Here is an 18,731-nt window from a genome sequence, read left to right on the forward strand (position 1 = left end):
GGTGCTGCCGGCCTGTGTGGTGGGTCGGGGGAGGCGGGGGAGACTTGGGGTATGCGTACTGGCTACTGTGTCGAGGCCGTTCGGCGGGCCGAGCGGGAGTTGATGTCCGGGCTTCCCGAAGGGGCCCTGATGCAGCGGGCCGCCGCCGGGCTCGCCGCCGCCTGCGCGGATCTGCTGGGGCGGGTCTACGGGCGGCGGATCGTGCTGCTGGTCGGCAGCGGGGACAACGGGGGCGACGCCCTGTACGCCGGGGCCCGGCTCGCCCGGCGCGGGGCCGGCGTCACGGCGGTGCTGCTCGCGCCCGAACGGACGCATCCCGACGGGCTGGCGGCCCTGCGCCGGGCGGGCGGGCGCACGGTCGCCCCCGGCGGCGCGGACGACGTCGTCCGGCGCGCCGACCTCGTGCTCGACGGGATCGTCGGGATCGGGGGCCGGGGCGGGCTGCGGCCGGACGCGGCCGCACTGGCCGGGCTGGTCGCCGACTCCCGGGCCGCCGTCGTCGCCGTCGATCTGCCCAGCGGCGTCGACGCCGACACGGGCGAGGTGCACGGGAGCGCGATCCGCGCCGACCTCACCGTCACCTTCGGCACCCACAAGCCGGGGCTGCTGATCGATCCCGCGCGGGAGTACGCCGGGTCGGTGCGGCTCGTCGACATCGGCCTCGGGGCCGTGCTGCCGGTCGAGCCCGAGGTGGCGGCCTTGCAGCACGTGGACGTGGCCCGCCTGCTGCCGGTGCCGGGCGGGGAGAGCGACAAGTACCGGCGAGGGGTTGTTGGGATCGCCGCCGGGTCGGCCCGGTATCCGGGGGCCGCCGTGCTCGCCGTCGCCGGTGCGCTGCGGGGCGGCGCGGGGGCCGTGCGGTACGTCGGACCGGCCGGGGACGCGGTCGTCGCGCGGTTCCCCGAGACGCTCGTCTCCGACCGGGGGCCCCGGCAGGCCGGGCGGGTGCAGGCGTGGGTCGTCGGGCCGGGGGCCGGGGACGACGCGGGGGCGGTGGCGGAGGTGCTCGCGGCCGCCGCCGAGGTACCGGTGCTGATCGACGCGGACGGACTGCGGCTGGCGGACCTGGACACCGTGCGCGGGCGCAGCGCGCCCACGCTGCTGACCCCGCACGCGGGGGAGGCGGCCGCGCTGCTGGGAGTGGCCCGGGAGGAGGTGGAGGGCGCGCGGCTGAGCAGCGCGCGGGAGTTGGCGGCGCGGTACCGGGCCGCCGTGCTGCTGAAGGGCTCCACGACGTTGGTCGCCGAGGCGGGGGGCGCGGGCGCGGTGCGGGTGAACGCGACGGGGACGCCTTGGCTCGCGACGGCCGGGAGCGGGGACGTGCTCTCCGGGCTCGCGGGGTCGTTGCTCGCGGCGGGCCTGAGCGCGGTGGACGCGGGGAGCGTGGGGGCGTATCTGCACGGGCTGGCGGGGCGGTTCGCGGCGCTGGGGGCGCCCGTGGGGGCGCACGACGTGGCCGAAGCGCTTCCGGCGGCCTGGCGGGATGTGCGGGAGTAGTGCGCAGACAGACGGCAGCGCCCCTTCAGGGGCGCGGGGCGCTGACATCTGCGGCTCCGCCGCGCGGGCGCGACCGGCCACGACGGTGCCGCAGCAGAACGACGGCACGGCGCGGCGCTTCCAGCGGAGCGCTCACGTGGGCTGTCCGAGGCCTCTGAGACACTGGGCGTGATGAGTGAGAACGCCAAGCCGCCCGCCGCCCCGACGCGTGCCCGGGCCGAGATCGACCTGGCCGCACTGCGGGCCAACGTGCGCACGCTGCGCGCGAAGGCGCCGGACGCGGCGTTCATGGCCGTGGTGAAGGCGGACGGCTACGGGCACGGGGCCGCCGCCTGCGCCCGCGCGGCCGTCGAGGCCGGAGCGACCTGGGTGGGCACCGCCACGCCCGAGGAGGCGCTGGCGCTGCGGGCGGACGGCGGGCTGCCGGCGGACGTCCGGATCATGTGCTGGCTGTGGACTCCGGGCGGGCCCTGGCGGGAGGCGGTCGAGGCGGATCTCGACGTCTCCGTCAGCGCGCTCTGGGCCCTGCGCGAGGCCGTCGAAGGGGCGCGGGCCGCCGGGCGCGCGGCCAGGGTCCAGCTCAAGGCCGACACCGGGCTCGGGCGGGGCGGCTGCCAGCCCGCCGACTGGGCCGAACTGGTCGCGCAGGCGCTCGCCGCCGAGGCGGAGGGGACCGTCCGGATCACCGGGCTCTGGTCGCACCTCGCCTGCGCCGACGAGCCCGGGCATCCTTCCGTCGCCGCCCAACTCGGCCGCTTCCGGGAGATGCTGGCGCAGGCCGAGCGGCAGGGCGTCCGGCCCGAGGTGCGGCACCTCGCCAACTCCCCGGCCGCGCTCACGCTCCCGGAGACCCACTTCGACCTCGTCCGGCCGGGCATCGCCATGTACGGCGTCTCGCCCAGCCCCGAGCTGGGCTCCTCCGCCGACTTCGGGCTGCGTCCGGTGATGACCCTGGCGGCCTCGCTGGCCCTGGTGAAGCACGTCCCGGGCGGGCACGGCGTCAGCTACGGCCATCACTACGTCACCCCGGGTGAGACCACCCTCGGCCTGATCCCGCTGGGCTATGCGGACGGCGTTCCCCGGCACGCCTCCGGCACCGGCCCGGTGCTGGTCGGCGGCAAGTGGCGGACGGCCGCCGGGCGCATCGCGATGGACCAGTTCGTCGTCGACCTCGGCGGCGACGAACCCGAGCCGGGCACGGAGGCGATCCTGTTCGGACCCGGCGACCGGGGCGAGCCCACGGCGGAGGACTGGGCGCAGGCGGCCGGAACCATCGGGTACGAGATCGTCACCCGCATCGGAGTGCGGGTTCCCCGCGTCTATGTGAATACCTCCGCATGAACCGTCCCGGGCTGGTTCGGGCAGGTTCCACAGGACTGGTTCCACAGGGCTGGTTTCAGGGGAAACGCGGTCATGTGAATGTGTGACAAGACAGGGCGTCGGGCGGAGAGGAGCGGTTCGTGAGCGAGAGCGGTGCGGAGGCAGTGGCGAACGCCGCTTCGGCGGTCGCCGCCGTCTCCGCCACGGGGGCGGGCGGGGGCTGGCGCCGGGCGACCGGCATCGCCGGCGCCGCGATAGGCGTGATCGCCGCGGGCGCCGCGGCCGGCGTCGCCCTGGAGCGGATGACCGTGGGGCGCGGCATGCGGGCCAAGGCCCGGCTCGCCCTGGACTCGGCCGGCCCGTACGGCGGGCTGCGCGGCACCCCGGGCCGGGCGTACGCCGACGACGGCACGGAGCTGTACTACGAGGTCGACGACGTCGAGCCGCAGGGCGGTTCGGCGGGCCGGCGCCGTCGGCTGTTCGGGCGCAAGGCGCCGCTGCCCGTCACCGTGGTCTTCAGCCACGGCTACTGCCTCAACCAGGACTCCTGGCACTTCCAGCGGGCGGCCCTGCGGGGCGTCGTGCGGGCCGTGTACTGGGACCAGCGCAGCCACGGCCGCTCCGGGCGCGGGGTCGCCCAGGTGGAGGAGGGCGTGCCGGTCAGCATCGACCAGCTCGGCCGCGATCTGAAGGCGGTCGTCGACGCGGCCGCGCCGCAGGGCCCGATCGTGCTGGTCGGACACTCCATGGGCGGGATGACGGTGATGGCGCTCGCCGCCCTGTACCCGGAGCTGATCAGCGAGCGGGTCGTCGCCACCGCCTTCGTCGGCACCTCGTCCGGGCGGATGGGCGAGGTCAACTTCGGGCTGCCGGTCGCCGGTGTGAACGCGGTGCGGCGGGTGCTGCCCGGGGTGCTCAAGGCGCTCGGACAGCAGGCGGCCCTGGTGGAGAAGGGGCGACGGGCCACCGCGGATCTCTTCGCCGGGATCATCAAGCGGTACTCGTTCGCCTCCCGGGACGTCGACCCGGCCGTGGCGCGGTTCGCCGAGCGGATGATCGAGGGCACGCCGATCGACGTGGTCGCCGAGTTCTACCCGGCCTTCACCGACCACGACAAGACCGAGGCGCTCGCCCGTTTCACGGACCTGCCGGTGCTGGTGCTGGCCGGGATCGGGGACCTGGTCACGCCGAGCGAGCACAGCGAGGCGATCGCCGACCTGCTGCCGGACGCGGAACTGGTCCTCGTCCCCGACGCCGGGCACCTCGTGATGCTGGAACACCCGGAAGTGGTCACCGACCGTCTCGCCGACCTCCTCACCCGCGCGGGCGCGGTGCCCGCAGGGGCTACCGTGAAGGGCTATGGAAGCACCAGCAGCAGCGCGCAACCCGGCTGACGTCGAGATCACCGTCACCTCCCCCGATCAGATGCGGGAGCTGGGCCGTCGTCTGGCCAAGCTGCTCAGCGCGGGCGATCTCGTGATGCTCAGCGGGGAGCTCGGCGCGGGCAAGACGACGCTCACCCGGGGGCTCGGCGAGGGCCTCGGCGTCCGGGGCGCGGTCACCTCGCCCACGTTCGTGATCGCCCGGGTGCACCCCTCCCTCGGGGAGGGCCCGCCGCTCGTCCACGTCGACGCGTACCGCCTGGGCGGCGGGCTCGACGAGATGGAGGACCTCGACCTCGACGTGTCGCTGACCGACTCGGTGATCGTCGTGGAGTGGGGCGAGGGCAAGGTCGAGGAGCTGACCGAGGAACGGCTCCAGGTCCGTATCCACCGGGCCGTCGGCGATACGACGGACGAGGTGCGGCATGTCACGGTGACCGGGCTCGGGGAGCGGTGGGCCGCGGCGGACCTCAGCGTGCTGTCGGCCTGACGGTCGGCGGGTTTCACGGCCGGAGGGCCTGACGTTCCGCACGACATTCCGTACGACGTTCCGGTGTGGCCCGACTTCGTGAATGTTCCGACAACCTGTCGGCAAAATGTTGCGCTCCGCGTCGGGTGCGTGGTCACATGGTACCAAGTTCGTACTTAGGTCTACCTAAGTACGCCCGCCCCCGAACCTCAGGAGGCGTCCATGCCGGCCACAGAGCCCCAGCCCCAGCATCAGCCCTCATCTCAGGCCCGGCCGTCGCGGTCGTTCACGCTCGCCGGTCTGTCCATGCGTGACCTGCTGGCCTCGTGCGCGGCCGCGGAAGCCGTCTCGACCCCGCCGAGACTGCCCGACCCCGGGCTCGCGGAAGAACCGGTCAGGCACCCCGAGGCGGCGTGAGCAGGCTCAGCGGATCACGATGATCCGCTGTCCGATCGTCGCGAAGTCCCACATCGCGTTGCCGTCCGCGACGGTCTCCCGGATGCCGCCCGTCTTCACCGCCGGGTCGGCCGCCGGCATCGAGCCGTCCAGCGCCGCGCTGAAGCCGATCGTCACGCCGTCCACCGTGGTGAAGCGCACGACGTGCTCGATGGGGGTGCCGTCCGTGCCGGTGACGGCGCCCGAGCGCGAGGAGACGTCGTAGCTCCCCGGGAGCGGGTCCACGCTGCCGGGGGTGACCTTGAACGTGTGCTTGACCTCGTCGTTCGAGCCGACCAGCCACACCCGGTCACGGCCCAGCGCGTACACGACCCGTTCGCCCACGCCGGAGTCGTCCGGCAGCGCGGTCGAGCGCTCGCGCTGCGCGCTCGCCGCCTTCGCGGGGGCTCCGCTGCGCAGCGGCTGGGCGGGGCCGGCGGGCGCGTTCGCCGACGCGTGGAAGGCGAGGAACCCGACCGTCGTCAGGGCCGCCGCGGTCAGCCCGGCCACGAACGTCGCGCTGTTGCTCGGCATCGGCGAACCATCCCATCCGTCCCGTTGATCACGTTTCGCGGCGACGTTAGCAGTGTTCGCACCTCCGACCGGGACGGCCGTGTCCGAGGCACGGGAGCCGTAGGCTGTTTGCGTGCTCTTGCTCGCTCTGGATACCGCCACCCCCGCCATCACCGTCGCGCTGCACGACGGCGACGGCGTCATCGCCTCTTCGAGTCAGGTGGACGCGCGCCGGCACGGCGAGCTGCTGCTGCCCGCCGTCGACCGGCTGCTCGCCGGGGCCGGGCTCCGGCTCGACGCCGTCACCGGGATCGTCGTCGGCGTCGGCCCCGGCCCGTACACGGGGCTGAGAGTGGGGCTGATGACCGCCGACACCTTCGGGCTCGCACTGGGCGTCCCCGTGCACGGGCTGTGCACCCTCGACGGCCTCGCGTACGCGTCCGACCTCGAAGGACCCTTCGTGGTGGCGACCGACGCCCGCCGCAAGGAGGTCTACTGGGCGCGCTACGCCGACTCCCGGACCCGCCTTACGGGCCCGGCCGTCGACCGGCCCGCCGACATCGCCGACGAGGTGGCCGGGCTGCCCGCCGTCGGCGCGGGCGCGCTGCTCTACCCGGACACCTTCCCGAACGCGCACGAGCCCGAGCACGTCTCCGCGGCGGCGCTCGCGAGTCTGGCCGCGGAGAAGCTCGCCGCGGGCGAGGAGCTGCCGGCCCCCCGGCCGCTGTACCTGCGCCGGCCGGACGCCCAGGTGCCCAAGAACTACAAGGTGGTCACCCCCAAGTGACCGAACCCGTCAACCCCGTGCTGCGCGAGATGCGCTGGTGGCACATCGAGCCCGTGCTGGAGCTGGAGAAGGACCTCTTCCCCGAGGACGCCTGGTCGCGGGGCATGTTCTGGTCCGACCTGGCCCACGCCCGCGGCCCGGCGGCGACCAGGCGGTATGTGATCGCCGTCGACACGGCCGCGGACGACCGGATCGTCGGGTACGCGGGCCTGGCCGCCGCCGGTGACCTCGCCGACGTCCAGACCATCGCCGTCGCCCGCGGCCACTGGGGCACCGGCCTCGGCGGACGGCTGCTGACGGAGCTGCTGCGGGCGGCGACCGCCTTCGAGTGCGCCGAGGTCATGCTGGAGTGCCGGATCGACAACGTCCGCGCCCAGAAGCTCTACGAGCGCTTCGGCTTCGAGGCCATCGGCTTCCGCCGCGGCTACTACCAGCCGGGGAACGTGGACGCCCTGGTCATGCGCCTCACCGACCCATCTAGACAGGTACCGACCTCGGTACAAGGGACACAGGAAACCGAGAACAATGGCTGACGAACCCCTGGTGCTGGGGATCGAGACCTCCTGCGACGAGACCGGCGTGGGCGTCGTGCGCGGCACGACCCTGCTGGCGGACGCGATCGCCTCCAGCGTCGACGAGCACGCCCGCTTCGGCGGCGTCGTGCCCGAGGTGGCCTCCCGTGCCCACCTGGAGGCCATGGTCCCGACCATCGAGCGGGCGCTGAAGGAAGCCGGGGTGAGCGCGAAGGACCTCGACGGCATCGCGGTCACGGCCGGTCCGGGCCTGGCCGGCGCCCTCCTGGTCGGCGTCTCGGCGGCGAAGGCCTACGCATACGCACTCGGCAAGCCCCTCTACGGCGTCAACCACCTCGCCTCGCACATCTGCGTGGACCAGCTGGAGCACGGCGCTCTGCCGGAGCCCACGATGGCCCTGCTGGTCTCCGGCGGCCACTCGTCGCTCCTGCTGTCCACCGACATCACCTCCGACGTCCGTCCGATGGGCGCGACCATCGACGACGCGGCGGGCGAGGCCTTCGACAAGATCGCCCGGGTGCTGAACCTGGGCTTCCCGGGCGGCCCGGTCATCGACCGCTACGCGCGCGAGGGCGACCCGAAGGCGATCGCCTTCCCGCGCGGCCTCACCGGCCCGCGCGACCCGGCGTACGACTTCTCCTTCTCCGGTCTGAAGACGTCGGTCGCCCGCTGGATCGAGGCGAAGCGGGCGGCGGGCGAGGACGTGCCGGTGCGGGACGTGGCGGCCTCCTTCCAGGAGGCGGTCGTGGACGTCCTGACCCGCAAGGCCGTCCGGGCCTGCAAGGACGAAGGCGTCGACCATCTGATGATCGGCGGCGGCGTGGCCGCCAACTCGCGGCTGCGGGTGCTGGCCCAGGAGCGCTGCGAGGCGGCCGGCATCCGGCTGCGGGTGCCGCGCCCCAAGCTGTGCACGGACAACGGCGCGATGGTGGCCGCACTGGGCGCGGAGATGGTGGCCCGCGGGCGGGCCGCGTCGAGCTGGGACCTGTCGGCGGACTCGTCGCTCCCGGTGACGGACCCCCACGTCCCCGGCCACACGCACACCCACGCGCACGGTCACGATCATGTGCACGAGGTCGCCAAGGACAACCTGTACTCATGACCGTCGCGCTGATGTGGGAGGCCCGCGCGGTCGCCGGGCGGGGCGCGGAGCTGCTGGCCTGGGCGCGGGCGCAGGAGCTCGCCGAGCGGCCCCTGCGCCGGGAGACCTTCCGGGCCCCGCAGGACCGGGTGCTGGTCATCACCTGGTGGGACGCCGCCTACGACGCCGTCCTGCCCGAACTCCCGGAGCCGGACGGAGAGTTGGTGACCCGGGCGGTGCACCGCTGGCGCTTCGAGGCGGTCGCGCCCTAGGCGGGTCGGGGGAAGTCGGCTGCGGTGCGGCAGCGCCCTGAAGGGGCGCGGGGCGCTGACATCTGCGGCTCCGCCGCGCGGGCGCGAGCAGCCACGACGGCGCCGCAGCGGGACGACGGCATAGCGCGGCACGTCCAGCGGAGCGCTAGGGCTGCGGAGCCGACAGCGCCCACGTCGAGGTGAGCAGCGTGCCCGCGCACAGAGCGATGGCCACCGCCGGGACCAGGCTTCCGCCGGTCAGCAGGAAGCCCGCGACGACACCGAGTGCGGTGCCGGTCGCGGCGGTCACGGCACCCTGCCACCACGCGGCGCGGACCGGGCGTACGACGAGGTCGGCGGGGAGGACGAAGGCGTCCCGCAGGTCGGTGCGCAGGGCCTCGTCGTCGAGGACGAAGCTGATCACCGGGCCGTTGCGCAGCCGGCCCAGGGGGACCAGCCGGGTGCCGTCGGGGAGGACGACGACGGCGGGGCGGCGGTCCCGGCCGTGCACGGTCACCGGGGACTCGGCGGGCGTCTCGTCCAGGATCGGATGCCACATGACGCGTTGCCGGCGCCGCGTGCCGTCCGGGGCCGTCAGTTCCAGCCAGGTCGTCCTCGGGGCTCGCAGCACCGTCCTCAGACGTCGGCCGTAGCGCACGCGCACCGTCATCGGGCGGCCCGGACGGCGGGCCGTGAGGCGGAAGCGCAGGCCCCGCCAGACCCAGACGCCGGTCAGCAGCAGGGCGGCCACTGCGCCCAGGACGATCGGGAAGACCAGGTCGTCCTCGGTCGCCGTCTCGTCCGGGTCGGCCGGGAAGGCCTCCGCGGAGCCGGGGGCGTAGGCCACGGGGAAGGAGCTGCCCTTGCGGTAGCGGTCGGTGTCGTAGACGGGGAAGCGCTGCACGCGCGTGCGGTCCTCGTCGTCCGTCCAGCGCACCCGGACGTCGTCCTCGCCGCCGATGCCGTCCTCGACGACCACGCCGACGGTCATCGCGGTGGCCCGGTCGCGGGCGTCGGTGTAGTGGTGGGCGTGCAGGCCGAGCCAGGTGGCGAAGAGGGTGTAGCCGGTGAGGGTGACGGCCATGCCCAGCAGGCCCACGCGCAGGGCCGGTCCGGGGCGTCTCATACGGCCCACTCCTTCGGTTCGGCAGACGCCCACAGGGCAAGCACGGGTGTCGGGTCCCCGCTGGTCAGGGCCTCGCCGATCAGTTCGTGCAGGTCGACGACCCGCTCGCCGTCCGGCGCGGTGACGACCGAGCCGAGCCAGCGGCTGGTGTACGTCCAGCCCGTGGTGCACAGCACCTCCGCGAACGGCGTGCTCAGGCCGCCGGCCAGGACAGTGCGGGCGAGCGTCGGGCGGACGGCGGCGGGCACCCGGCGCAGGGCGGGTTCCAGCCGGCGGGCCAGCCTCGGCCAGCTGCCGTCGGCGAGGGCGTCCAGGGCCTGTGCCACCGCCTCGGTCGAGCTGTCCCGGCCGGTCGCGTCGAGGAGAGCGAGGCGGGTGTCGAAGCCGAGCTCGCGGAGCCGGTCGGCGGGCAGGTCGAGCACGCGCACCCGGTCCAGCTCGTCGCCCGGCTCCGGCACCGGTTCCCAGTCCAGCCCCGCGAGCTGCCGCCCGCACCACTCCTCGACGGCCGCCCCGGTCCGCAGGGTGAGGGGAGCATCGCCGTACGGGCTCCCGGAGTGGGCCGGCAACGCGGCCAGCCGTAGGTCCAGGGGCGGGTGGTCGGCCGCCGCGTACGGGTCCACGGCGTCCTCCTCGGCGGCGGCGCGGGCGCCCCGGCGGGCGACGTACGGGTCGCGCACGGCGGTGTCGAGGGCGGCGTAGAGGTCCACGGGCCAGGCGTCCTCCTCGGCCAGCGCCGCCTCCCAGCGCTCGCCGAACGCCTCGAACACGGCGTGCAGCACCGCGGCCCGGCGCAGCGCCTCGGCGGTGGCCGCGGTGCCCGCGATCCGCGCCGCGTCGGCGTCGGCGGCCGTCTCCTGGGCCCAGAGCCGGGGCTGCCCGGCGCGCAACAGGGGCGCGGCCAGGGGCGCGAGGGGGCGGAAGCGGCCCTCCAGCCGCTCCGCGAGCACGGCGCGGCCGAACCCCAGCAGCCGGTGGCGTCGGTCGCCCAGGTGCTTCTCGTGCGCCAGCTCGTGCGCGATCACCGACGCCAGCTGGGCCTCGGTCAGATCGCGCAGCAGCGGCAGGCCGAGCAGGAGCACATGGGTGCGCACTCCGCTCACCCTGGTGCGGCCCAGGGACGCCTGGACGACCGGCGTGATCCGTACGAGGAGCGGCTCGCGGAACCCGAGCCGCTCGGCGACGTCCCGCACCAGCTCGGCCAACTCCGGTTCGTCCTCGGGACGGACGGCCCGGCCGGGGAGGGGGCCGCGGCTGCCGACGGCCCTGGCCACGGAGGCCGCGCACATCGAGACCGGCCCGATGAGCCACCAGGACTCGCCCCAGAACACGATCACGAGAACCAGGACCCCTGCGTACAGCAGCAGTGGCAGCTGGGCGATCGCCGGCATGGCGAGGACGAGCAGCCATTCGCGGCCACGGCCACGGCCATGGCCGTCCTCGGACGCGGCCGTGCCCTTGGACGCGGCCGTGTCCTCTGATGCGGATATGGGGGTGTCCATGGCGGTCCCGTCATGTGCCTGGAGTGTCGGCGGATTGTGCCATGCGGACACCCCCCGCCCGCACCTCAGTTACGCAAAACCTCAGCTACGCAAAACCTCCGTCTCGCAGTGCAGCCGCCGTTCCGCCCCCACCTCGCGCACCGGTCCCGTCAGCCGTACCCGGGCGACCTCCCGCACCTCGGTGCTGGACGTGCCCAACCGCAGTTCCAGCGCCCCGGGTTCGACGATCCGCCGGCCCTCGCGGTCGGTGAACGCGGACAGGTCGGCGTGGAAGCGGAAGGTGACCCGTGCCGACTCGCCCGCCGCCAGCTCCAGCCGCCGGTAGCCGATCAGCCGGACGTCGGGGCGGGTCACCGAGGCGACCGGGTCGTGCAGATACAGCTGCACGACCTCCGCGCCCGCCCGGTCCCCGGCGTTGCGGACGGTGACGGACAGGTCGTGGGAACCGTCCGTGCCGATCTCCGCCGCGAGGCCGTCCACCGTGGCCGGCCCGTCTTCCGTGGCCGGGCCGTCCTCCACGGTCGGGCCGCCGGTGAAGTCCTCCCAGGCGAACTCCGTGTAGGAGCGGCCGTGGCCGAAGGGGTACAGCGGGGTCGGGTCCAGGTTGCTGACCTCGCCGGCCAGGCCGAGGGGCGGCTGGAGGTAGGTCCAGGGCTGGCCGCCCGGCACGCGCGGCACGCTCACCGGGAGGCGGCCGGAGGGGTTCACCCGGCCCGACAGCACTCCCGCCACCGCCGGACCGCCCTCCTCGCCCGGGAAGAACGCCTGGACGACCGCCCCCAGCCGCCCGTGCCAGCGGCCGAGCGCGTACGGGCGGCCGGTGAGCAGGACGAGGACGACCGGGACGCCCGTCGCCACCAGCGCGTCCAGCAGCTCGGCCTGGACGCCCGGCAGGTTCAGGTCGGTCACATCGCAGCCCTCGCCCGAGGTGCCCCGGCCGAACAGGCCCGCCCGGTCGCCGAGGACGGCCACGCAGACGTCGGCCTCCGCGGTGCGCGCGACGGCCTCCGGGAAGCCGGACGGGTCCGGGTCCGAGACCCCGCAGCCTTCCGTGAACGTCACCTTGGCGTCCGGGAGTTCGGCCCGCAGGGACTCCAGCAGGGTCGGGATCTCCAGGCCCGTCTCCACCCCGGGGTGACGGGGCAGGACGTGCGAGGGGAAGGAGTAGCAGCCGAGCATCGCCAGCGCGTCCGCCGCCCGCGGCCCGACCACGGCGATCCGGGTGTCGGGGGCGAGCGGGAGCAGGCCGTCGGGGTTGTCCAGCAGGACCACCGACTCCTCGGCCAGTTGCCGGGCCAGGGCGCGGTTGGACGGCGGGTCGAGGTCGATGGACTCGACCGACTCGGGGCTCGGCGGCCGCCAGTCCTCGTCCAGCAGGCCCAGCTCGCACTTCTGGAGCAGGACGCGCCGGGCCGCCCGGTCGACCAGTTCCTCGGCGATCTCGCCCGCCCGCACGGCCGCGACGAGCGCCTCGCCGTAGTACTTCACCGTGGGCAGCTCGACGTCGATGCCGGCCGTCAGGGCGACGCGGGCCGTCTCCGCGGCGGTGCCGGCGACCCGGTGCAGGGTCTGCAGGAAGCCGATGCCGAAGTAGTCGGCGACGACCGTCCCGGTGAAGCCCCATTCCTCGCGCAGGAGGCGGGTCAGCAGCTCGGGGTCGGCGGAGGCCGGGACGCCGTCGCGTTCGGTGTAGGCGGCCATCACCGAGCGCGCGCCGCCCTCGCGCAGTGCCATCTCGAACGGCGGCAGCGTCACGTCCGCGAACTCCCGGGTACCCGCGCGCACCGGGGCCAGATTGCGGGCGCCCGCCGAGGAGGCGTACCCGGCGAAGTGCTTGAGCGTGGCGACGACCCCGGCCGATTCGAGGCCGCGGACGTAGGCCGTGCCGACCGTGCCGACCAGATACGGGTCCTCGCCGATCGTCTCCTCGACCCGTCCCCAGCGCGCGTCGCGGACGACGTCCAGGACGGGGGCCAGGCCCTGGTGGACGCCGACCGCGCGCAGGTCGCGGCCGATCGCCCGGCCCATCTCCTCCACCAGCGGCGGGTCGAAGGCGGCGCCCCAGGCCAGCGGGACCGGGTACGCGGTGGCCCGCCAGGCGGTGAAGCCGGCCAGGCACTCCTCGTGGGCGACCGCCGGGATGCCGAAGCGGCCCGCCGCGACGATCCGCTGCTGGGCGAGGGCCAGGGCGCGGGCGCCGAGCGCCGGGTCCACGGGGGCGGTGCCGAAGGAACGGGTCAGCTGGCCGAGCCCCTGGGTGATCAGCTCGTTCCAGTCGTAGTCGGCGGTCATGTCGTGCTGGTGCGGGGCGACTCCGTCGCCGTCCGTCGCGGCGCCGACCCACACGCCGTACAGCTGGGCGGTCTTCTCCTCCAGGGTCATCCGGGGGAGGAGGTCGTCGACGCGGGCGGCGGCGGGCAGGGCGGGGTCACGCCAGGGGGCGGTGGTCATGAAACTCCTGTCAGAGGTCGGTGAGCCACCAGAGGGACACGTCGTGGTGTGCGGGGGGTTCGGGGTGCGAATGCGAATGCGAATGCGAATGCGAATGCTGGTGCTGGTGCTGGTGCGGCCGAGGGCGAATGTTTCGATATAGACTTCGAATGTTCCGGGAACCTATGGCGTCATACTGGGTTCGTCAAGAGGTCGCGTGACGATACGATCGCCGCCATGACACCCTCGGAGCCCACAGAAACGCGGACAGAAGCGCGGCCCACGCAGACCGCGACCCTTGCGGAGATCGCCCGCGAGGCCGGCGTCTCGGCACCGACTGTTTCGAAGGTCCTCAACGGCCGCGCCGATGTCGCCCCCGCGACCCGCGCCCGCGTCGAGGAGCTGCTGCGCGCCCACGGCTACCGTCGCCGGCGCGCCGAGGCGACCCGCTCCCCGTTGATCGACCTGGTCTTCCACGAGTTGGAGAGCGCCTGGGCGATGGAGGTCATCCGGGGTGTCGAGAACGTGGCGCGGGACGCCGGGCTGAGCGTGGTGCTGAGCGAGAGCGCGGGCCGGCTCACGCCCGGCCGGACCTGGGCCGACCAGGTCGCCGCCCGCCGCCCGCACGGGGTCGTCCTGGTGCTGTCCGGGCTCGACGAGTCCCAGCGGGCGCTGCTGACCAGCCGTTCCATCCCGTTCGTGGTGATGGACCCGGCCGGCGACCCGGGCGCCGACGTGCCGTCCATCGGGGCGACCAACTGGCAGGGCGGCCTCGCCGCGACCCGGCATCTGGTCGAGCTGGGGCACCGGCGGATCGGGGCGATCAGCGGGCCGCCGCAGATGATGTGCAGCCGCGCCCGGATGGACGGCTACCGGGCCGCGCTGGAGACGGCCGGGCTGCCGGTCGAGCAGGGGCTGATCAAGACCGGCGACTTCCACCACGAGACCGGCTACCGGCTCGGCCGCGAGCTCCTCGACCGGCCCGACCGGCCCACCGCCGTCTTCACCGGCAACGACCTCCAGGCGCTCGGCTGCTACGAGGCCGCCCGGGAACTGGGACTGCGCATCCCGGAGGACGTGAGCGTGGTCGGCTTCGACGACCTCCCGGTGGCCCGCTGGGTGGGCCCGCCGCTGACCTCCGTGCGCCAGCCGCTCACCGAGATGGCGGAGGCGGCGGCCCGGCTGGTGCTGGAGCTGGGGCGGTCCACCTCGCGGGAGACCCCGACGGCCACGCGGGTGGAACTGGCGACCAGCCTGGTGGTGCGGGCGAGCACCGGGGCGCCGCCGGTGGCTGGAAGTTGACGTATTGACGGGTGTGGCAGGCGTCTCCACACTCCTCCGAAGTCAATCGGTTGAACGACCGAAACTTTCGGAGGCACCCGCAATGAGATCCTCCAGAACCCTCTCGCTGAAAACCCGGCTGATCACGCTGGTCACCGGCGTCACCGTCACCGTCGCCACGGCCCTGCTCGGCGCCGCGCCCGCCGCGCAGGCCGCCGACACCCCGCTGCGCGACCTCGGCGCGGCCAAGGGCAAGGTCGTCGGCACGGCGGTGACCGGCTCCAAGCTCACCGGGACCTACGGCGACCTCGCCGGGGCGCAGTTCGGCTCGCTGACCCCCGGCAACGCCATGAAGTGGGGCTCGGTCGAGCCGGCCCAGGGCACCTTCAACTGGGCGGAGGCCGACCAGATCGTGGCCTTCGCGCAGGCCCACAACCAGCAGGTGCGCGGCCACACCCTGGTCTGGCACAGCCAGAACCCGAGCTGGCTGACGAACGGCAGCTGGACCTCCGCCCAGCTCGGCACCCTGCTGCAGAACCACATCAACACCGAGGTCGGCCGCTACAAGGGGAAGATCGCCGCCTGGGACGTCGTCAACGAGCCCTTCAACGAGGACGGCAGCTACCGCTCGACGCTCTGGTACAACGGCCTCGGCGTCGACTACATCGCAGGCGCGCTGACCTGGGCGCGGGCCGCCGACCCGGCCGCCAAGCTCTACATCAACGACTACAACGTCGAGGGCGTCAACGCGAAGAGCACCGCCCTGTACAACCTGGTCAAGTCACTGAAGGAGCGGGGCGTCCCCGTAGACGGCGTCGGGCTCCAGGCCCACCTGATCCTCGGTCAGGTGCCCGCCACCTTCCAGCAGAACATCCAGCGCTTCGCCGACCTCGGCCTCGATGTGGCGATCACCGAGCTGGACATCCGGATGACGCTGCCCTCCGACAGCGCCAAGCTCGCCCAGCAGAAGGCCGACTACAAGGCGGTCACCGCCGCCTGCGTGGCGGTCGCGCGCTGTGTGAACCTGACCGTCTGGGGCTTCACCGACTCCGACTCCTGGGTGGAGAGCACCTTCCCGGGGCAGGGCGCGGCGACCCCGTACGACGCGAACTACGCGCCGAAACCCGCGTACTACGGCATCGCGGAGGCGCTCGGCGGCACGACCACGCCCCCGCCCACCGGCGCGTGCGGCGCGACGTACAGCGTGGGCAGCCAGTGGAACACCGGGTTCACCGGGAACGTGACGATCTCCTGCTCGGGCGCCTCGCTGGCGTCCTGGAAGGTGACCTGGACGTACGGCGCCGGGCAGCAGATCACCCAGGCCTGGAACGCGACCTGCACCCAGTCGGGGGCGGCCGTGTCGTGCGTGAACGCCTCGTACAACGGGACGGTCCCGGACGGCGGTTCGGTGAGCTTCGGCTTCAACGCGAACTGGAGCGGCAGCAACCCGGTGCCCACCGTGACACTGGGCTGATCCCGGCTGATCCCGGCAGATCCCGGCAGATCCCGGCTGGTAGGGGCTGATGACGGGCTGGGGATCGTGAGATTTTCACAAGAAATCTGCCTTGCCGTCGCCGTCCTAACGGTCCGCTCATAATTGGGACTTACGTTCCTCCCCGTGACGGGACACGAGGAGCAGGGCGAAGACGGCAGAAGAGCGGGCCGGCGGTCGAGCGTGCTGAAGGCCGCCGGCCTCGCCCTGGCCGCCGTCCTGGTGCTGGGCATCGGGTCGGCGGGCTGGGTCTACTGGCACCTCAACGACAACATCCGAAGCGTCGACATCGACCAGGCGCTCGGCGACGACCGTCCCGCGAAGGCGGTCACCACCCCGACGCCGTCCGGCTCGGCCTCCGCCGCCGCGCTGCCGACCGAGGCCGTGAACATCCTCGTCCTCGGCTCGGACTCGCGCAGCGGCACGGAGAACCAGGAACTCGGCGGCGGCGACAGCGAGGGCGCCCGCTCCGACACGGCGATGGTCGTGCACATCGACGCCGGCCGCACGTCGGCCACGGTCGTCAGCATCCCGCGCGACACCCTCGTCACCCGCCCCTCCTGCCCCCTGGCCGACGGCGGTTCGACGGCGGTGGCGTACGGCGTCATGTTCAACACCGCCTACTCGGTGGGCGGCCCGGCGTGCGCCGTCAAGACGGTCGAGTCGATCACGGACGTCCGCATGGACCACTACGTCGAGGTCGACTTCTCGGGCTTCGCGAAGCTGGTGGACGCGCTCGGCGGCGTCACGGTGACGACGGACCAGGACATCGACGACGAGGACAGCCATCTGACCCTCGCGGCCGGCACCCATCACCTCGACGGCACCCAGGCCCTCGCCCTGGCCCGCACCCGGCACGGCATAGGAGACGGCAGCGACCTCGGCCGGATCGGCCTCCAGCAGAAGCTGGTGAAGGCCCTGCTGGAGCAGATCGCCTCGACGAACCTGCTGACCAGCCCGACCGAGCTCTACGAGGTCGCCGACGCGATCACCGGCAGCCTGACCACCGACACCGGCCTGAACTCGCTCACCGAACTGAGGGAACTCGGCGAGAGCCTCAAGGGCCTGTCGGCCGACCGCGTCGAGACGGTCACCCTGCCGGTGGTGACGGCCCCGTCCGACCCCAACCGAGTGGTAGCGCAGGAACCGGCGGCGAGCGACCTGTGGAAGTCCCTCAGGTAGCGATCGACAGGGAGGTGAGGTGCGGGAGTTCGTCCGCGTCCGCCGGGGTGAGCAGGCCGCTCGCAGCGGGCGCTATATCGGCGGGCATCCTGCACTGAAGGCACGGCTCACCTGCAGCGCCCTGAAGGGGCGCGGGGCTCTGACATATGCGGCTCCGCCGCGCGGGCGCGACCAGCCACGACGGCGCCGCAGCGGAACGACGACACATCGCGGCACTTCCAGCGGAACTCTCAGACCGGCCGCCCGAGCAGCATCGTCGGCGCCCCGGCCACCCGGGTGAGGAACACCGTTGCCGTGTTCCGCCCGTGCGCCTTGGGCAGTGCCTTTCTGCGCAGTTCCTCCGGCTCCACCGCCGAGCCCCGCTTCTTCACGGTCAGGATCCCCACCTCCCGCTCCCGCAGCAGCGCCTTCAACTTCTTTACGTTGAAGGGGAGTTGGTCGGCGATCTCGTAGGAGGAGGCGTACGGGGTGGGGTGCAGGGCGTCGGCGGTGACGTAGGCGATGGTCTCGTCGATCAGCCCGCCGTCGAGCTCCCGGGCCACGTCGGCGACCAGATGGGCCCGGATGACCGCGCCGTCGGGCTCGTACAGATACCGTCCGACCGGGCGGACCGCAGGGTCGGGCAGCCCGGCGCCGCGCAGGGTCCGCGGCCCGGGGAGCAGGGTGGCCCGCACGGCCCCCGGCTCGGTCCCGAACCACAGCACCGCCTCCTTCACATCCCCGCCGTCCGAGATCCACTCGGCCTCGGCCTCGGCGGGGATCGCCTCGTGCGGCACCCCGGGCGCGATCTTCAGCGCGGCGCGCGGCGCGGCGAGGGCGGCGCGGATCGCCCACGACAGCGGCGGCGAGTACGCCTCCGGATCGAAGACCCGCCCGCGTCCGCCCCTGCGCGCCGGATCGACGAAGACGGCGTCGTAGCCCGCGGTGTCCACCGCGGTGACGTCCGCCTCCCGCACCTCGATCAGCTCGCTCAGCCCCAGCGCGTCGGCGTTCGCGCGCGCCGCCGCCGCCGTCAGCGGATCCCGGTCCACGGCCAGCACCCGGATCCCGGCCCGGGCGAGCGCGATCGCGTCCCCGCCGATCCCGCAGCACAGATCGGCGACGGAGGTCACGCCGAGCGCCTTCATCCGCTCGGCCCGATAGCCGGCCACGCTCGCCCGCGTCGACTGCTCCACCCCGTTGGGCGTGAAGAACATCCGCCCCGCGTCCTCGGCCCCGAACTTGACCGCCGCCCGCTGCCGCAGCCGCGCCTGGCCCAGCGCCGCGGACACCAGTTCGGCGGGATGCTCGCGCCGCAACCGGGTGGCGACGCCGAGCTCGTCGGCGGGGGCGGTGTCACGCACCAGGTCGAGGAGGGCACGGCCCTCGGGGGTGAGGAGGGGAGCGAGGTCGTTCACCAGGCCATTGTCGGCCACCCCGACCGCCCCTGTGGGCCAGTCGGTGGACGGTG

Annotated in this window: 17 protein-coding genes; 12 read left to right on the forward strand and 5 right to left on the reverse strand. The window is 73.9% G+C overall.

Annotated features, from left to right (window positions below; genetic code table 11):
* Positions 1 to 51: 51 nt before the first annotated feature.
* From ACWCPF_RS01555 to ACWCPF_RS01575, 5 genes are all read left to right on the forward strand, one after another.
* Positions 52 to 1,497, forward strand: coding sequence for an NAD(P)H-hydrate dehydratase (locus ACWCPF_RS01555; protein ID WP_451042915.1), 1,446 nt, complete (start codon positions 52 to 54; stop codon positions 1,495 to 1,497).
* Between the two features lie 171 nt (positions 1,498 to 1,668).
* Positions 1,669 to 2,838 carry an alanine racemase gene (gene alr, locus ACWCPF_RS01560; RefSeq protein ID WP_451042916.1) on the forward strand — a complete coding sequence of 390 codons (1,170 nt, stop codon included), beginning with the start codon at positions 1,669 to 1,671 and terminating at the stop codon, positions 2,836 to 2,838.
* Between the two features lie 119 nt (positions 2,839 to 2,957).
* A complete protein-coding gene (locus ACWCPF_RS01565; RefSeq protein WP_451042917.1) occupies positions 2,958 to 4,211 on the forward strand; it encodes an alpha/beta fold hydrolase in 1,254 nt (417 codons plus the stop codon).
* Positions 4,177 to 4,689, forward strand: coding sequence for a tRNA (adenosine(37)-N6)-threonylcarbamoyltransferase complex ATPase subunit type 1 TsaE (gene tsaE, locus ACWCPF_RS01570; protein WP_451042918.1), 513 nt, complete (start codon positions 4,177 to 4,179; stop codon positions 4,687 to 4,689). Before ACWCPF_RS01565 ends, tsaE begins: the two co-directional genes overlap by 35 nt.
* A gap of 201 nt (positions 4,690 to 4,890) precedes the next feature.
* Positions 4,891 to 5,085, forward strand: coding sequence for a hypothetical protein (locus ACWCPF_RS01575; protein ID WP_451042919.1), 195 nt, complete (start codon positions 4,891 to 4,893; stop codon positions 5,083 to 5,085).
* Positions 5,086 to 5,091: 6 nt separating this feature from the next.
* Here ACWCPF_RS01575 and ACWCPF_RS01580 read toward each other — a convergent pair whose 3' ends face one another.
* Positions 5,092 to 5,637 carry a hypothetical protein gene (locus ACWCPF_RS01580; RefSeq protein WP_451042920.1) on the reverse strand — a complete coding sequence of 182 codons (546 nt, stop codon included), beginning with the start codon at positions 5,635 to 5,637 and terminating at the stop codon, positions 5,092 to 5,094.
* 112 nt (positions 5,638 to 5,749) lie between these two features.
* On the opposite strand from ACWCPF_RS01580, the gene tsaB reads away from it, so the two are divergent.
* The 4 genes from tsaB to ACWCPF_RS01600 are packed head-to-tail and all read left to right on the forward strand — an operon-like array spanning position 5,750 to position 8,289.
* Positions 5,750 to 6,403: a tRNA (adenosine(37)-N6)-threonylcarbamoyltransferase complex dimerization subunit type 1 TsaB gene (gene tsaB / locus ACWCPF_RS01585; RefSeq protein ID WP_451042921.1), complete on the forward strand. Its 654-nt coding sequence runs from the start codon at positions 5,750 to 5,752 to the stop codon at positions 6,401 to 6,403.
* Positions 6,400 to 6,936: a ribosomal protein S18-alanine N-acetyltransferase gene (gene rimI / locus ACWCPF_RS01590; protein WP_451042922.1), complete on the forward strand. Its 537-nt coding sequence runs from the start codon at positions 6,400 to 6,402 to the stop codon at positions 6,934 to 6,936. Before tsaB ends, rimI begins: the two co-directional genes overlap by 4 nt.
* Entirely contained in the window at positions 6,929 to 8,038 is a 1,110-nt protein-coding gene (gene tsaD / locus ACWCPF_RS01595) for a tRNA (adenosine(37)-N6)-threonylcarbamoyltransferase complex transferase subunit TsaD (protein WP_451042923.1), read from the forward strand. The genes rimI and tsaD overlap by 8 nt, the downstream gene beginning before the upstream one ends.
* Positions 8,035 to 8,289, forward strand: coding sequence for a hypothetical protein (locus tag ACWCPF_RS01600; protein ID WP_451042924.1), 255 nt, complete (start codon positions 8,035 to 8,037; stop codon positions 8,287 to 8,289). Before tsaD ends, ACWCPF_RS01600 begins: the two co-directional genes overlap by 4 nt.
* A 145-nt stretch (positions 8,290 to 8,434) precedes the next feature.
* Here ACWCPF_RS01600 and ACWCPF_RS01605 read toward each other — a convergent pair whose 3' ends face one another.
* The 3 genes from ACWCPF_RS01605 to ACWCPF_RS01615 form a co-directional block, all read right to left on the reverse strand.
* Complete coding sequence (locus ACWCPF_RS01605) at positions 8,435 to 9,394, reverse strand: hypothetical protein (RefSeq protein ID WP_451042925.1); 960 nt, start codon at positions 9,392 to 9,394, stop codon at positions 8,435 to 8,437.
* Entirely contained in the window at positions 9,391 to 10,896 is a 1,506-nt protein-coding gene (locus tag ACWCPF_RS01610; protein ID WP_451042926.1) for a M48 family metalloprotease, read from the reverse strand. The genes ACWCPF_RS01605 and ACWCPF_RS01610 overlap by 4 nt, the downstream gene beginning before the upstream one ends.
* An 81-nt stretch (positions 10,897 to 10,977) precedes the next feature.
* On the reverse strand, positions 10,978 to 13,347 hold the full coding sequence (locus ACWCPF_RS01615; RefSeq protein WP_451042927.1) for a beta-xylosidase/alpha-l-arabinosidase: 2,370 nt from the start codon (positions 13,345 to 13,347) through the stop codon (positions 10,978 to 10,980).
* 216 nt (positions 13,348 to 13,563) lie between these two features.
* Between ACWCPF_RS01615 and ACWCPF_RS01620 the strand changes: the two genes are divergently transcribed.
* The 3 genes from ACWCPF_RS01620 (at position 13,564) to ACWCPF_RS01630 (ending at position 17,281) form a co-directional block, all read left to right on the forward strand.
* Positions 13,564 to 14,628 (forward strand): LacI family DNA-binding transcriptional regulator, encoded by a 1,065-nt coding sequence (locus ACWCPF_RS01620; RefSeq protein ID WP_451042928.1) that lies wholly within the window; start codon positions 13,564 to 13,566, stop codon positions 14,626 to 14,628.
* Between the two features lie 82 nt (positions 14,629 to 14,710).
* Positions 14,711 to 16,081 carry an endo-1,4-beta-xylanase gene (locus ACWCPF_RS01625; protein WP_451042929.1) on the forward strand — a complete coding sequence of 457 codons (1,371 nt, stop codon included), beginning with the start codon at positions 14,711 to 14,713 and terminating at the stop codon, positions 16,079 to 16,081.
* Positions 16,082 to 16,225: 144 nt separating this feature from the next.
* Entirely contained in the window at positions 16,226 to 17,281 is a 1,056-nt protein-coding gene (locus tag ACWCPF_RS01630; RefSeq protein WP_451042930.1) for an LCP family protein, read from the forward strand.
* Between the two features lie 230 nt (positions 17,282 to 17,511).
* Here the strand turns inward: ACWCPF_RS01630 and ACWCPF_RS01635 are convergent, their stop codons facing one another.
* Positions 17,512 to 18,678, reverse strand: coding sequence for a class I SAM-dependent methyltransferase (locus tag ACWCPF_RS01635; protein WP_451042931.1), 1,167 nt, complete (start codon positions 18,676 to 18,678; stop codon positions 17,512 to 17,514).
* Positions 18,679 to 18,731 lie beyond the last annotated feature (53 nt).

Source organism: Streptomyces sp. NPDC001858 (assembly GCF_053594615.1).